Annotated in this window: 13 protein-coding genes; all 13 read left to right on the top strand. The window is 39.8% G+C overall.

Translation table 11 applies throughout. From position 1 onward, the window contains the following. The first annotated feature begins 1 nt into the window (after window position 1). The 13 genes from CXF74_RS07230 (at window position 2) to lpxC (ending at window position 16,159) form a co-directional block, all read left to right on the top strand. Window positions 2-1,840 (top strand): penicillin-binding transpeptidase domain-containing protein, encoded by a 1,839-nt coding sequence (locus CXF74_RS07230; protein WP_232772467.1) that lies wholly within the window; start codon window positions 2-4, stop codon window positions 1,838-1,840. Then, a complete protein-coding gene (gene murE / locus CXF74_RS07225; protein WP_198552810.1) occupies window positions 1,827-3,347 on the top strand; it encodes a UDP-N-acetylmuramoyl-L-alanyl-D-glutamate--2,6-diaminopimelate ligase in 1,521 nt (506 codons plus the stop codon). The genes CXF74_RS07230 and murE overlap by 14 nt, the downstream gene beginning before the upstream one ends. Beyond that, window positions 3,344-4,762, top strand: coding sequence for a UDP-N-acetylmuramoyl-tripeptide--D-alanyl-D-alanine ligase (locus CXF74_RS07220; protein ID WP_101081744.1), 1,419 nt, complete (start codon window positions 3,344-3,346; stop codon window positions 4,760-4,762). Before murE ends, CXF74_RS07220 begins: the two co-directional genes overlap by 4 nt. Before the next feature lie 4 nt (window positions 4,763-4,766). Beyond that, window positions 4,767-5,849 carry a phospho-N-acetylmuramoyl-pentapeptide-transferase gene (gene mraY, locus CXF74_RS07215; RefSeq protein ID WP_101081743.1) on the top strand — a complete coding sequence of 361 codons (1,083 nt, stop codon included), beginning with the start codon at window positions 4,767-4,769 and terminating at the stop codon, window positions 5,847-5,849. Between the two features lies 1 nt (window position 5,850). Beyond that, window positions 5,851-7,200 (top strand): UDP-N-acetylmuramoyl-L-alanine--D-glutamate ligase, encoded by a 1,350-nt coding sequence (gene murD, locus CXF74_RS07210; protein ID WP_101081742.1) that lies wholly within the window; start codon window positions 5,851-5,853, stop codon window positions 7,198-7,200. Next, window positions 7,200-8,408: a putative lipid II flippase FtsW gene (gene ftsW / locus CXF74_RS07205; RefSeq protein ID WP_101081741.1), complete on the top strand. Its 1,209-nt coding sequence runs from the start codon at window positions 7,200-7,202 to the stop codon at window positions 8,406-8,408. The genes murD and ftsW overlap by 1 nt, the downstream gene beginning before the upstream one ends. Then, the gene (gene murG / locus CXF74_RS07200; RefSeq protein WP_101081740.1) at window positions 8,398-9,471 is read left to right on the top strand and encodes an undecaprenyldiphospho-muramoylpentapeptide beta-N-acetylglucosaminyltransferase; all 1,074 of its coding nucleotides are present in this window, start codon (window positions 8,398-8,400) and stop codon (window positions 9,469-9,471) included. The genes ftsW and murG overlap by 11 nt, the downstream gene beginning before the upstream one ends. A 20-nt stretch (window positions 9,472-9,491) precedes the next feature. Continuing rightward, window positions 9,492-10,952, top strand: a complete 1,461-nt coding sequence (gene murC, locus CXF74_RS07195; RefSeq protein WP_101081739.1) for a UDP-N-acetylmuramate--L-alanine ligase — start codon at window positions 9,492-9,494, stop codon at window positions 10,950-10,952. Then, entirely contained in the window at window positions 10,952-11,872 is a 921-nt protein-coding gene (locus CXF74_RS07190) for a D-alanine--D-alanine ligase (RefSeq protein ID WP_101081738.1), read from the top strand. The genes murC and CXF74_RS07190 overlap by 1 nt, the downstream gene beginning before the upstream one ends. 10 nt (window positions 11,873-11,882) lie before the next feature. Next, the gene (locus CXF74_RS07185) at window positions 11,883-12,629 is read left to right on the top strand and encodes a cell division protein FtsQ/DivIB (protein WP_101081737.1); all 747 of its coding nucleotides are present in this window, start codon (window positions 11,883-11,885) and stop codon (window positions 12,627-12,629) included. A gap of 19 nt (window positions 12,630-12,648) precedes the next feature. Beyond that, the gene (gene ftsA, locus CXF74_RS07180) at window positions 12,649-13,893 is read left to right on the top strand and encodes a cell division protein FtsA (RefSeq protein WP_101081736.1); all 1,245 of its coding nucleotides are present in this window, start codon (window positions 12,649-12,651) and stop codon (window positions 13,891-13,893) included. 32 nt (window positions 13,894-13,925) lie between these two features. Beyond that, window positions 13,926-15,125, top strand: a complete 1,200-nt coding sequence (gene ftsZ / locus CXF74_RS07175; protein WP_101081735.1) for a cell division protein FtsZ — start codon at window positions 13,926-13,928, stop codon at window positions 15,123-15,125. Between the two features lie 107 nt (window positions 15,126-15,232). Next, a complete protein-coding gene (lpxC, locus tag CXF74_RS07170) occupies window positions 15,233-16,159 on the top strand; it encodes a UDP-3-O-acyl-N-acetylglucosamine deacetylase (RefSeq protein WP_101081734.1) in 927 nt (308 codons plus the stop codon). Window positions 16,160-16,262: the final 103 nt, after the last annotated feature.

Here is a 16,262-nt window from a genome sequence, read left to right as displayed (position 1 = left end):
AATGAAACGGACTCAGAGCAGAAAAAAAAGAGCTAAACAGGCGCAACCACGGAAGGTCTACCATGCATTTTCGTCATGGCGCTACGTCTTTGTTTCTGTTGCTATTACTGTTATCGCAGTGCTACTTATTAGTCGTTTGGCGTATATTCAGGTTATTGAGCCTGAATATTTAACCAAAGAAGCTGATAAACGTAGCTTGCGTGTTACAAAATCAGTCACTCATCGTGGCAATATCTCAGATCGTAATGGTGAAGAGCTGGCTATTAGTGTGCCTGCTTATGCTATTTGGGTGGATCCAAAAGCGGTAAAAGCCGCCTATGCGTTTAATGATGAAGAGTGGCAAGCAAGCGCTGTTGAGAATGCACGCACTGGAAAAGTAAAATACAAAAAAGCAAAATTCTTTGAGTCTAAAAAATGGCCTGCGCTGGCTGAAGTCTTAGGTATTAAGCTTGAAAAATTAGTTAAAATAGTCAGAAGACCTAATGCGCGTTTTGTTTATCTTAAACGCCAAGTAAATATCCCTATTGTTGACTATGTTAAACAATTAAAATTAGCGGGTATTGCTAATCAACTTGAATCACATCGTTATTATCCAACCGGTGAAATTAATGCAAACATTATTGGCTTAACTGACCTTGATGCGCAGGGCATTGAAGGTATTGAGAAAAGTTACAATACTTACCTCCAAGGCCAAACGGGTAAAAAACGCGTACGCAAAGACAGACTAGGCAATGTTATTGATGATATTGAAGTCTTAAAAATTAAAAAAGCGGCGGGTAACCTGCAATTAAGCATTGACCAACGTATTCAAGCGGTCGCTTATAGCGAGCTTAAACGTGCGGTAAAAATGAACAAAGCAACTTCAGGTTCAATCGTTGTGTTAGATGTGCACACCGGTGAAATATACGCGATGGCAAATTTCCCTTCATTTAACCCCAATGATCGTAGCCAATATCAACCTTATAAAATGAGAAATCGTGCAATAACGGATACTTTTGAGCCAGGCTCTACGGTTAAACCTTTTGTTGTTGCGAGTGCCCTTGTTTATAAAAAAGTGGGTATTGATGAAATAATTAATACCTCTCCAGGGCGAATGTCTTTGGGTGGACGGATAGTACGTGACGCTAGAAATTACGGTAAAATTGATCTTGCCATGATCCTGAAAAAATCCAGTAATATGGGTGTTAGTAAATTGGCGTTACGTTTAAAAGCGTCGAAATTACAACAGACTTTTGCTGATTTTGGCCTAGGTAACGATACCGGCATTGGCCTTATCGGTGAAAGTGTTGGGCGTTTACCTATTCGCCATCGCTGGTCTGATTTTGAGCTTTCAACCATGTCATTTGGTTACGGTATTACAGCAACAACATTACAAATTGCAAAAGCCTATGCCATCTTGGGCAGCGGGGGTAAAAGATTCCCATTAACCATTTTGAAAACAGATAACCCAGGCGAAGGTGAGCAAGTCATTCCAAGAAATATAGCCTTAGAAGTGGTGCATATGATGGAAGGCGTGAGTAAAAAAGGCGGGACAGCCCGTAAAGCCAAAGTTGAAGGTTATCGTATAGCGGGTAAAACAGGTACATCTCGTAAGGCAGAAGCCGGTGGTTATGGAGATGATTATGTTGCTATCTTTGCTGGTCTTGCACCAGCCAGTAATCCGCGTTTTTCGATTGTTGTGATGATTAATGAACCGCAGGGAGACAGATATTATGCTGGCGATGTTGCGGCACCTGTCTTTTCATCTGTCATGCAAAGTGCGCTGTTGCTTAGCCATGTACGCCCTGATGCTGAAGACACACGCTACACGTTACTGGATCAATTAAATGATGCCCAATAAATTAATCCATCCTGTGACTGAGTTATTATCGCCATGGTTAACATTACCGAATAGTGTCTCACTGAGTGTGACCGGCATGACACTGGATAGTCGTCATGTAAAACAAGATGACTTATTTATTGCTTTGCAAGGTGCATTGCTCGATGGCCGTCAGTTTATCGGTAATGCAATTTCCTTGGGTGCAGGCATGGTTTTATCGGAAACTAAAAACGCACAAGAGCACGGTAATATTTCTTATGATAAAGATGTCGCTATCGTGCATTTTTATCAATTACAAAAAGCACTGAGTGCACTCGCTTATCGTTTCTATTTTCCTGCTGAAGACTGCCATAAAGTGATTGCGATTACGGGCACCAACGGAAAAACCACGATTGCCAGTTTATTAGCCAATAGTTTAACCTTACTTAACCAGACCAGTGCACAAATGGGCACCATTGGTAATGGTTTGTTTGGTCAATTAACCTCAAGTTTAAATACCACATTAGATGCGTTATCTGTTTTTTCTTGCCTTAATAATTATCAATGGCAGGGCGCAAAATATACATTAATGGAAGTATCATCACATGGTTTGGTTCAAGGACGTGTTTCTGCGTTACCTTTTCACAGTGCCATCTTTACTAATTTAACGCGTGATCACCTTGATTATCATGGCACGATGCAAGAATATGCGGACGCTAAAAAAAGGCTCTTTAATGAGTTTCCAATTCAGCAACGTATTATTAATTTAGATGATGAAATCGGGGCGACTTGGCTTTCGGATTATCCTGATGCTATCAGTTACAGCGCTACGGGTAAGAAAACGCTATCACACCGTTATGTTACGATCACGAATATTCACTATTTAGCACAGGGTTTATCTTTCGAGTTTGATTCATCTTGGGGAGCTGGAAAAATAGACGCGCCTTTTTACGGTGATTTTAATGTCTCAAATTTAGCGGCTGTTATCACACAACTTCTTTGTGAAAATTTTTCCATTCAAGATATTGAAAAAACGTTACCTTTGTTAGATACGGTCGCCGGAAGAATGGAACAATATATTTTTCCTGCACGCGAGACTACCTTTGTGGTTGATTACGCGCATACACCGGACGCATTACAGAAAGCACTAGTCGCGTTGAAAAAACATACAAAAATGGGGCGTTTAATCTGCATTTTTGGTTGTGGTGGTGATAGAGATAAAGGAAAGCGTCCTGAAATGGCAAAAGTAGCTGAAGCCTTTGCAGATAAAGTCATTTTAGTTGATGATAACCCCCGCACAGAACCCGCTGCACAAATAATGGATGACATTCTCGCTGGGTTTAAACACCCTGAACGTGTTGATTGTATTCATGATAGAAAAACGGCGATCACTGAGTTACTAAATAGTGTACAGAAAAATTATTTGATTTTAGTGGCCGGTAAAGGCCATGAAGATTACCAAATTATTGGCGAAAAGCGCATTGATTATAGTGATAGAGTCTTATTAGCCTCGTTACAACTATTAGAAAATAAAAAGGCTGATTTATGATTTCATTAACTTTATCTGAAATTGCTAGCGCAACGGCTGGTAAGTTAACTTATGTTAACGATGCTCAGATAGTCATTGATAATATCTGTACAGATACACGTAATATCCAACCAGGTTGTCTATTTCTTGCCTTGCAAGGCGCTTCTTTCGATGCGCATGATTTCTTAGCTGAAGCAAAGCAAGCCGGCGCTAAAGCCCTTATCATCCATAACAAGAGTCAGACTTCTCTTCCTGCTGTTTTAGTTAAAGATACACGTATTGCGTTAGGTCAGCTCAGTGCCTATGTGAAGTCTAAAATAGCGCATTTAAAATGTGCTGCTATTACTGGTAGTAACGGTAAAACAACCACCAAAGAGTTATTAAGCAGTATTTTAAATGCGCACAGCGCAAGTGATGCTGAAGACTCTGTATTAGCGACAGCTGGTAATTTTAATAACGACATTGGTTTACCGCTGACATTATTGCGTTTAACCGAACAAACAAATTTTGCCGTTGTTGAGCTTGGAGCCAATCATCAAGGTGAAATTGCTTATACAGCAAATTTAGCCAAACCTGATGTTGCCTTAATTAACAACGTCATGCCCGCACATCTTGAAGGGTTTGGTAGTATTGAAGGCGTTGCAAAAGCAAAAGGCGAAATTTGGTCGAGTCTAACAACAGAGGGCACTGGCGTTGTTAACCTTGATGCAAAATTTGCACAAGATTATGTGCAACAATTAACAAAACAGCAAAGTCAGGTTTTTACTTTTTCACAACATGACGCGAAAGCGACGGTCTTTGCCTCGAACATTAAATTTGATGATTTAGGCTATGCAACTTTCACTCTCAACTATGCGCAAAACACTGTTGTGATTAGCTTAAACATTGCTGGTAAACATAATATTAGTAACGCGTTAGCGGCGGCTTGTATGGCGATTGTATTAGGCTGTGATTTAAACACGATTCACAAAGGGTTAGCTTTAGTTCACCAAGTCGCAGGGCGAGTGAACAGCTGTAAAGTTGATGAGCACCTGACGCTTATTGATGATACTTATAATGCTAATTCCGCATCTTTAAAGGCAGCTATTGACCTACTTGAACAATGCAGTGGCGAAAAAACATTAATCTTTGCTGATATGGGCGAGCTTGGAAAATACAGTGAGCAAGAACATCGCAGTGTGGGTGAATATGCAGCAGAAAAAGAGATTAACAATTTATTTACGGTGGGCTCATTAACAGAATTTACACATCATGCTTTTACTGAAAAAAGCCTCCAAAACGCATTACACTTTGCAGATAAAAAAGCATTAACAAGCTATTTGCAAACATATCTTCCACAAATTTCAAATCAAAAATCAACTGTTTTAGTTAAAGGCTCTCGTGGCACTAAAATGGAAGAAATTATTGCTTATATTAAGCAATCAAAAATAGGATAACACCATGATAGTTTGGCTAGCAGATCTTTTTTCAAGTCAGTTTACATTTCTTAATGTATTAACTTACTTGTCAGTGAGAACGGTAATGGCTGTATTAACGGCGCTTACATTTTCACTTTGGGTTGGTCCTAAATTGATTCGTTATTTGCAATCTAAGCAAATTGGACAAATCGTACGTGATGACGGTCCTGAATCGCATTTTAGCAAAGCGGGTACGCCAACGATGGGCGGTATTATGATCCTTGCTGCTATCACGCTTTCAACATTATTGTGGACACGTTTAGATAACCATTATGTGTGGATTGTGTTGTTTACTATGCTTGCTTTTGGCGCGATTGGTTTTATGGACGACTACCTTAAAGTCGTACGTAAACACCCTGATGGTCTGATTGCACGCTGGAAATATTTTTGGCAGTCGGTGTGCGCAATTGTACTCGCTATTATATTAATGCTGACATCGACGACTCCTGCTGAATTGACGTTTGTTGTGCCATTTTTTAAAGAATATATGCCTTATTTAGGTTGGTTATTTATCCCACTGGTTTATTTTACGGTTGTAGGCAGTAGTAACGCTGTTAATTTGACAGATGGATTAGATGGCTTGGCTATTATGCCAACGGTAATGGTAGCGGCTGCTTTTGCACTGATTGCTTATTTAACCAGCCATGTAAATTATGCACAGTATCTTTATATCCCTTACATTCCTAAGGCCAGCGAGTTAGTGATTATTTGTGGCACTATCGTCGGCGCGGGTTTAGGCTTTCTTTGGTTTAATACTTACCCTGCACAAGTATTTATGGGCGATGTGGGTTCATTAGCATTAGGCGCATTATTAGGTGTGATAGCCATTTTGGTACGCCAAGAGATTCTATTGGTGATCATGGGCGGTATTTTTGTTATCGAAACCCTCTCGGTGATCTTACAAGTGGGCTCTTATAAAATGCGTAAGCAACGTATTTTTAGAATGGCACCTATTCATCATCACTATGAGAAAAAAGGTTGGCCAGAGCCACGTGTTATTGTGCGTTTTTGGATCATCACGATTGTCATGGTCTTGATTGGTCTTGTTACTTTAAAAGTACGTTAAAATGGCACAACTACATTTACAAAAAAAGGTCGCTGTTTTAGGCCTCGGCATTACCGGGTTGGCAAGTGTTAACTTTTTGCTCGCGCAGGGTTATGCCGTGAGTGTCTTTGATACTCGCCAGGCGCCACCTGGTGAAGATAAATTAGCACCTGACGTTGAGTTAATCAAAGGACCACTTTGTGGTGAGTCTCTTAGTGCTTTTACGTTGATTGTTTCAAGCCCTGGCATTGCACTCGCGACACCCGCATTACAGTTTGCTATTCAGTTTGGCTGTGAAGTTATTGGAGATATTGAGCTGTTTGCACGTATGTTAAAAACAAAAGCATACCAGCATGCCAAATGTGTCACGATCACAGGCTCAAACGGAAAAAGTACCGTCACCAGTTTATTAGGTGAAATGGCGATCAATAGCGGTGTAAAAGTCGCTGTTGGTGGCAATATTGGTATTCCTGCATTAGATTTACTGTCCCCAGACATTGACTTGTATATCTTAGAGCTTTCTAGTTTCCAACTTGAAACAACTTATTCCTTAAATGCTGATATCGCGACCATTCTTAATCTTAGTGAAGATCATTTAGACCGCTATGACTCTTATCAGCATTATATCGATACAAAACATCGTATTTATGAACAGGCCAAAATCGTACTCTTTAATAGTGAAGATTCACTTACGTTTGTCCGCGATGAAATGAAAATGGCCAAAAGCTTTGCTTTTCACGATGCTGATTATCATATTATTAGTGACACGAATAACAGCCATTATTTAACGAAAGGCGAGCAAAAACTATTAGCGGTAACGCAATTAAAACTCAGTGGAAAGCATAACTGGTTAAATGCACTGGCAGCCATCGCACTCGGTGATGCTGTTGATTTAAAGTTGCAGGCAATGCTAACGACTCTGACAACTTACACTGGGCTAGAACATCGTTGTGAATTTGTTGCGCAGCACTTAGGCGTACGTTGGATTAATGATTCTAAAGCCACTAATATCGGCGCCACTCAGGCTGCCTTACAAGGGTTGTCTGAGACTATTTCTGGCGAGGTACACCTTATTTTAGGTGGTGAAGGTAAGGGCGCTGATTTTACGGATTTAAGCCCTTTCTTAACACAAGTAAAAGGCACTATTTGCTGTTTTGGCGCTGATGCCATCAAGATTAATGCTGCCAATCCACAATCTATTATTGTCGCTGATCTTAGTGCTGCCATTATTGAAATAGCATCCACAGTAAACGCGGGGGATTTAGTTATCTTAAGCCCGGCCTGTGCAAGCCTTGATATGTACCCCAATTTTATGGCACGTGGCGAACATTTTAAAACATTAGTGAATCACCTTATTCTGGGTGAAAAATAATGCAAAAATTACGCGCTCTGTTTACTTTTGATGATAGCAATCAGCCTTATGATAAACCGTTATTGGTGATTGTGTTGTTATTGATGTGTATTGGCATGGTGATTGTGGCCTCTGCTTCTATCCCTGAAGGTATTGCGTTATCAAATGATCCCTTTCGTTTTTTAAAACGCCAAGCCTTGTATGTTTTTATCTGCTTAACCTTAATTGCGGGTATTGTTAATGTGCCTTTCTCTTTTTGGTATAAGCGTCAAATGCTTATATTAATCCTGTCTTTAACGGCATTATTAGCGGTGTTAGTAATTGGCACAGAAGTTAATGGCTCTATACGCTGGTTACGCCTTGGTCCGGTTAATGTTCAACCCTCTGAGTTTGCTAAATTAGCCATTGTCATTTTTCTCGCCAGTTATTTAGTGCGTCGACAGGAAGAAGTGGTAGACACGATCAAAGGGTTTATTAAACCGCTCGTTGTATTGTCGCTATTTTCAATCATGTTGTTATTACAGCCTGATTTAGGATCAACGGTTGTAATTGTGGTTGTGATGATGGGCATGTTGTTTATTGCCGACGCAAAGTTAGTTAATTTTATTGCCATTATTGTTTCTCTACTGGCGGTGATCGTCGCGTTAGTGGTGATGTCTCCGTATCGTATGGCGCGTGTAGTCGGATTTTTAGATCCTTGGTCTGATCCATTCGGGCGCAGTTATCAGTTAACACAATCTTTGATGGCTTTTGGTCGAGGTGGTTGGTTTGGACAAGGTTTAGGAAACTCAGTACAAAAATTAGAATACCTGCCTGAAGCACACACCGATTTTATCATGGCGATATTAGCAGAAGAGTTAGGTTTTATTGGCGTAAGCATTGTGATCATTTTAGAGTTTGCGCTGGTTTATAGAGCCTTCTCGATTGGTAAACGCGCTTTGGCATTAAAAACACCCTTAGTGTTTGCTGGGTATGTTGCCATTGGTATCGCTATCTGGTTCTTTTTCCAAACGGCGGTAAACATTGGTGCAGCTTCCGGTATTGCACCAACCAAAGGGTTAACACTGCCTCTTGTTAGTTATGGAGGCTCAAGCCTTATTTCAATTGCGATAGCGGTTGCCTTGCTACTTCGTATCGATTTTGAAACGCGCATTGCGGCTTCTCCGTTACGTTTAAAGAAAAGTGACTCAAAAAAGAAAGCGCTAGAGAGTAAAACAGATGAACAATAAAAAAACATTATTAGTGATGGCGGGTGGTACAGGCGGTCATGTATTTCCTGGGCTTGCAGTCGCTGATAAATTAAAAAAACAACATTGGCATGTTAGTTGGTTAGGCACTGCAGATCGTATGGAAGCTGATTTAGTCCCAAAGTATGGCTATGAAATTGATTTCATTGATATAGCGGGAGTGCGCGGTAACGGTCTTAAACGTTTATTAATGGCGCCACTGCGTATTATCAAATCAATATTGCAAGCACGTATAGTATTGAAAAAAAGAAACGTTGATTTAGTGCTTGGCATGGGTGGCTTTGCGAGTGGCCCGGGTGGTATTGCTGCTTGGTCTCTCGGTATTCCGGTTATTTTACATGAGCAAAATGCAGCCGCGGGGTTGACTAACCGTATTTTAGCCAAAGTTGCTAAACAAGTATTAATGGGCTTTTCTGGCGCGTTTACAGATGAGAAAGCTATTTTAGTGGGTAATCCGGTACGTGAAAGTGTTATCGAATTACCAGAAAAAGTCATCTCAGCACCCGATGCTGCACTTAAAGTATTAGTGGTGGGTGGCAGTTTAGGCGCCAAAGTATTAAATGACTTATTACCTGATGTACTGGCACAATTTCCAGAGAATGCGTTAGCGGTAATACATCAAACCGGTAAAGGACATTTTCAGCAGGTTAAAGAGGCATATCAAGCGAAATCATTAGACGCTGATGTACAAGAATTTATTACTGATATGGATAAAAGCTATGCCTGGGCAGATATTGTTATTTGCCGTGCTGGCGCATTAACAGTATCAGAAATTGCAGTGGTTGGATTACCGGCTATTTTTATTCCCTTGCCTCACGCAGTAGATGATCATCAAACTAAAAATGCACAGGATTTAGTCAATAAAGAGGCTGCGATATTGATACCTCAAAAACAATTAAATGCAAAAATATTAAGTGATTATTTGCAATCATTCAGCCAAAATAGACACTTGCTGATCGATATGTCGACAAAGAGTAAACAAACGGCCATTGTTGATGCCACCGAGCGTGTTGCAGCTATCTGTGAACAAATCGTTAACCCATAACATAAAAGTATTAACTCATTATGAAAAAAATTAAACTTGCACAAATACGTACCATGATTCCTGAAATGCGCCGTGTAAAACAGATCCACTTTGTGGGTATTGGTGGTGCTGGTATGGGGGGCATTGCTGAAGTCCTTGCTTTTGAAGGTTATAAAATTACCGGGTCTGATATTGCAGAAAACCCTGTGGTAACACGTTTACGTGCGCTGGGTGCTGAAATTCATATTGGTCATCAACAAGAAAACATTTATGGCGCTTCAGTGGTGGTTGTATCAACGGCAATCAATCCTGAAAATCCAGAGTTATTAGCGGCAGAGCAAGCGCGCATTCCCGTGGTACGCCGTGCTGAAATGTTAGCCGAATTAATGCGTTACCGTCACGGTGTTGCCGTTGCTGGTACACACGGTAAAACAACGACCACAAGCTTGATTGCGAGTATCTACGGTGAAGCCGGTTTAGATCCAACGTTTGTTATTGGGGGTCTACTCAACAGTGCAGGCACTAATGCAAAATTAGGGCAAAGTCGCTATTTAATCGCAGAAGCCGATGAAAGTGATGCGTCATTTTTACATCTTCAACCAATGGTTTCTGTAGTCACTAATATTGAAGCTGACCATATGGATACTTATCAAGGTAGCTTCGATGTATTGAAGGCGACTTTTGTTAAGTTTATTCAAAACTTACCTTTTTACGGTACTGCCGTTGTATGTTTAGATGATGAAGTCATTGAAGAATTAATTCCTCAATTTGCACGCCAATGTGTCACTTATGGATTTCATGAGCAAGCTGACGTACGCATCTCTGAATTTAAGCAAATTACTAATCGTAGTGAGTTTATTATACATCGTGTTAATAAAGACGACATGAAAATAGAGCTTAACCTTCCCGGTAAACATAACGCTTTAAATGCAGCTGCTGCTATTGCGGTGGCAATGGAAGATGAAATTAATGATGATGCCATTATTAAAGCGTTAGGCGAGTTTGAAGGCATTGGCCGTCGTTTTGAGCAATACGGTGAATTTGAAACAGGTAATGGTAGTGCAATGTTAGTTGATGATTACGGTCATCACCCAACAGAAGTGCAAGCAACTATTAATGCTGTGCGTGAAGGTTGGCCAGAAAAACGCTTAGTGATGGCTTATCAACCACATCGTTATAGTCGCACACGTGATCTTTATGATGATTTTGCACATGTATTAGGGCAAGTTGATCAATTATTATTATTAGATGTTTATGCCGCCGGCGAAGCCCCTATTGCTGGTGCTGATAGTCGTTCTTTATGTCGTACGATTCGTCAACATAGCGGTAAAGAACCTATTTTTGTGGCTTCCCCTGAAGCATTACCGGCAATGCTTGCACAAGTTATTGGTGAAGGCGATATCGTATTAACACAGGGCGCAGGTAATATCGGCGCGGTAGTGAAAATATTAGCGGATCTAAAATTAGACATTGAAAAAATGAAACAAGTAGGCGAAAAATAATGACGGTAGATTTTGGTAAAGTAGCGGTTTTATTGGGTGGTTTCAGTGCTGAACGTGAAGTTTCTTTAGCGTCGGGAAACGCAATATTAAAAGCCTTAGTTGATCAAGGTATTAACGCTATTGCCGTTGATCCTAAAATCGATGATATTAGCTTATTAAAGAAACAAGGATTTGACCGTGCGTTCATTGCATTGCATGGGCGTGGTGGCGAAGATGGCGTAATCCAAGGTTTTTTAACCACACTGGGTATCCCTTTCACGGGATGTGATGTTTTAAGCTCCGCTATTGCCATGGATAAATCAAAAACTAAGCAAATTTGGCAAAGTTATCAGCTACCTACTGCGAATTATCAAGTTATTCTCAAGGAAAGCTTTGATCCATCCCAATGCGCGGATATACTAGGTCGCTTATCGGGTACGGTAATGGTAAAACCAGTCAATGAAGGCTCTAGTATTGGCATGGCAAAGGTAAGCAGTGCCGAGCAATTAATCACTGCATTAGATGATGCGTTTAAGTTTGATAATACAGTCTTATTAGAGTCTTGGATAACCGGACAAGAATTCACCGTTTCTATGCTTAATGGTAAAGTGTTACCTGCTATTCGCATGCACACAGAAAATGAATTTTACGATTACCAAGCTAAATATCAATCAACAGAAACACAGTATTTTTGCCCCTGCGGACTAGATGAAGAAAAGTTAGCAGAACTCAACCAGATTGCCTCTGACGCATTTAATGCTATCGGTTGTACTGGTTGGGGACGTGTTGATTTTATGCTTGATGAGCAGGGGAAATGGAATTTGCTCGAAGTCAATACGGTGCCGGGGATGACCCCAACGAGTTTAGTGCCTAAAGCGGCTAAACAAGCAGGTTATAGTTTTGAGCAACTCGTCGAAGAAATTCTCAAACAGACAGTATAAGTAAGATATTATGTGGCTAAAACTAAAACAGGTAAGCTTTACAAAGTGGATAAGTATCTTCTTCTTTGTCGCATTACTTTACCTGTTACAGTTGAGTTTTTTCAGCTTAAAAGAGTGGATAACAGATGAAAAATCGGTGCCACTCAGTGCATTGGTTTTAACCGGTGATGATACTCATATTACTTTCGATAAAGTACGTGAAGTATTGATTCAACAAGAAGGCCGACTTAACTTTTTTACGGTTGAAATTGCACAAATACAGAAAGAATTAGAAGCGATGCCTTGGGTTTACTCCGTTTCTATTCGAAAACGTTGGCCTGAAACATTAAAAATACACGTCGTTGAGCAGTCAATTGTGGCTACGTGGAATGATATTGCATTGTTAAATCGTTTTGGTGAAATCGTTGATGCACCACCTGATAGCACTGTGCAGAAATATGTCGCATTATACGGTAATAACGAACTGGCTGGAGAGGTGTTAAACACCTATATCAAACTGCATCAGTTATTAAAGGTGAATGATTTTGTTATTGCTGCATTAAGTAATGATCAACGGCAAGCAACATCACTAACATTAAAAAATGGTATTATATTACGTCTAGGAAAAGAGCAGAAATTAGATAGAATTCAACGATTCTTAACTGTTTACCCCTTAATAGATAAAAAATATAATGTTAATAAGATAGATTATATTGATTTACGATATGATACAGGCTTTGCGATAGGTTGGAAAAACGAACTTTCGCTAATTAAATGATTTAAGGTATAACGAGAATATGGAAAGTGATTACACCGTTGGTATAGATATTGGTAGCCATAAAATTGTCGTGTTAATCGGAGAGTTACTCGACAATGAAAAAATTAACATTGTGGGTATTGGTGAATCATATTCTAAAGGTGTTGATAAAGGTGCCGTAACGGATCTAGATTCTGTTGTTATCGCCATTAAAAAAGCACTAAAACGTGCAGAAGAGATGGCTAATTGCCAAGTTTCCTCTGTCAGCTTGTCGATTTCTGGTTCTCATATTGAGTCACTGAATGAATCGGGTACATGGGCTATTGACGATCATGAAGTCACTGGCTTTGATATTGAAAGTGTTATCCATAACGCACGTTCTATTAAGTTACGTGATGATCAACGTCTATTGCATGTTATTCCTCAGGAATACTCAATTGATTCTCAAAGTGGTATTAACAACCCCCTCGGGTTGTCGGGCATTAAGTTAAAAGCAGATGTACACCTTATTACTTGTCATAATGATTTAGTTAAAAATTTAGAAAAAGCCGTTGAACGTTGTGATTTACAGGTTGATCAATTGACCTTTTCAGGTGTTGCATCAAGCGCGGCAATATTAAGTCAGGACGAAAAAGAATTAGGTGTTTGTGTCGTTGATATGGGCTGTGGCACCATGGACATCTCAGTTTACCTTGCGGGTGCGCTACGCCATAGTGGTGTGCTGGATTACGCTGGTAACTCGGTTACGAATGATATTGCTATCGCATTTAGTACTCCACCGACTTCAGCGGAAGAAGTGAAAATAAAATACGGCAGTTTGTCGAGAGAAGGTATTAGCTCTGATGAAACGATTGAACTACCTAGCGTAGGCGGACGTGCTAGTCGATCGCTCGAACGACATACTTTAGTGGATGTGATTGAGCCTCGTTACAGTGAATTATTAGGTTTAGTCAAAAAAGAAATTTACAAGTTAGGATTTGCAAATGATCCTGAGGGCTTAAAGCAACAGCTGGCAGCCGGTATCGTAATAACAGGTGGTGGCGCACAAATTAGGGGATTGGTTGAAGTCGCAGAGCAAGTTTTTGATAATATGCAAGTACGTATTGGCATACCAGAAAATGTGCAAGGCTTAGTGGACGATATTGCATCTCCCGCCTATTCAACTGCCCTTGGGTTATTACGCTACAAAAATGATGAATTTAGCGAAGGCCAGGAAGAGCCGAATGAAAATCGCTTTAGCCTCTTTTTAAATAAAATAAAAAGTTGGGTAAAAAAGGAATATTAGTGGGTATAGTTTAAATACCATGGAGACGAATTATGTCTGAAGACTTAAATAAAGTGGAAAAAGATCAAATGTTTGAAATTGTTGATGAAGAGTATGAACAGCAAGCCGTTATAAAAGTTGTTGGTGTTGGTGGTGGTGGCGGTAATGCCGTTAACCATATGATCGACCAAGGGCTTACTGGCGCTGAATTTATTGTGATGAATACTGATGCTCAAGCATTACGAAAATCGAAAGCAACAGTTCGCTTACAATTAGGATCAACGATTACTAATGGTCTTGGTGCGGGCGCAAACCCTGAAGTGGGTTATAAGTCAGCATTAGAAGACAAAGAAACAATTCGTGAATTGTTAACCGGTGCTGATGTTGTCTTTATTGCAGCGGGCATGGGCGGTGGTACAGGTACTGGTGCTTCTCCTGTTGTAGCTGAAGTAGCAAAAGAATTGGGTGCATTAACGATTGGTGTTGTTTCAAAACCTTCATTCTTTGAAGGGAAAAAACGCATTAATTATGCAAACCAAGGTATCTCACGTTTGTCTGAGCATATCGATTCTTTGTTAATTATACCGAATGACAAGTTACAAAAGTCATTACCTAAAGGTGTTACTTTCCTTGGCGCATTAGAAGCTGCCAATGGCGTTTTATATGATGCAGTTTCTGGTTTTTCTGCCATTATTAATAACGAAGAAAGTACCATTAATATCGATTTCGCTGATGTGCGTACTGTTATGACGGAAGCAGGTACAACAGCGGTAATGGGTATTGGTATTGCATCAGGTGAAGAGCGTGCAGAAGAAGCTGTAGAACAAGCTATCTCATGTCCGTTACTTGAAGATGTAGACCTTTCTAATGCGCGTGGTGTATTAGTACATATCGTTGCTGGTATGGACTTTGCCTGGGATGAATACGAGACAGTGGGTGATGCTTTACGTGAATTTGCATCTGATGATTCACAAATCATTATCGGTGTGACTGTTGACCCATCAATTGATAGTGCTGACTTACATGTTACTGTTATTGTTACTGGCTTAGGTGAGCGTAAATCAGATTTAACCGTGGTTAAAAACCCCACTCTTAAAGCTGAAACTGCCGTTGCGAGTGAAGTTGTTGAAACTGCCGTTGTTGCAGAAGAAGTTGCAGCAGGAAAAGTAATTACTGAAGAAGTGCCTGAAGTTGCAAAACCAGAAGGTAGTTATTTAGATATTCCTGCCTTTTTGCGCAAGCAAGCAGATTAGTAATATTTTGTAAAATTGATCAGCAGAGATATAGTCATGTTTGTGATGTAAATCGCAAACTGATATACTGTTGAGAATTAAAAAATAAAAATAATAAAGGGGATACGATGATTAAACAAAGAACATTAAAGAAAAGTGTTAAATCAACTGGTATTGGTTTACATTCAGGAAATAAAGTAACGATTGAGTTACATCCTGCGCCTGCAAACACGGGTATCGTTTATCGTCGTATTGATCTTAGCCCGGTTGTGACTTTCAAGGCACACGCACAAGCAGTACAAGAGACACTTCTTTGTACCTGTTTAGTGAATGATGACGGTCAGAAAATATCAACAGTAGAACATTTGTCTGCTGCACTTGCTGGTCTTGGCATTGATAATATTATTATCGATGTTGATGCACCTGAGATTCCAATTATGGATGGTAGCGCAAGTCCATTTATTTTCTTGTTACAGTCTGCTGGCATTGAAGAGTTAAACTCACCGAAAAAATTTATTCGTGTGAAAAAGACGATTCGTGTTGAAGATGAAAAAGAAGGTAAATTTGCTGAACTAAGCCCTTCAAATAAAGGTTTTAGTTTAGACTTTAAAATTGACTTTGATCATCCTGTTTTTGAAGGACAAAATCAGCACATTGAAATGCAGTTCTCAGGGGATCTTTTTGTAAAAGAGATCAGCCGAGCAAGAACGTTTGGTTTCATGAAAGGTGTTGAGCAACTTCAAGCAAACAACCTAGCATTAGGTGCAAGCCTTGACAATGCAATCGGCTTAGATGAATTTCGTGTCTTAAACCCAGATGGTTTACGTTACGAAGATGAGTTTGTAAAACATAAAGTACTAGATGCAATCGGTGATCTTTATCTCTCTGGTTACACTATTTTAGGCCATCTAACTGCCTTTAAAACAGGTCATTCATTAAATAATAAACTTTTATGTGCATTATTAGCTGACCAAGAAGCGTTTGAAATGGTGACATTTGAAGAGTCAGTTAGCGAATCTCCAATACAATATATTGAGCCTGTATTAGCGTTTTAAGCTTTTACAGCAATAAATAAACAATCCTGCAAATTGCAGGATTTTTTTTGTCTGTTTTTTGAGTTTTTGTTTTATTGTAGCGCAGAAGAAATGAGGGGCATTA

It is taken from the genome of Psychromonas sp. Urea-02u-13, assembly GCF_002835995.1.
Classification (GTDB): Bacteria; Pseudomonadota; Gammaproteobacteria; order Enterobacterales; family Psychromonadaceae; genus Psychromonas.
This window is presented reverse-complemented; position numbering and strand designations above follow the sequence as displayed.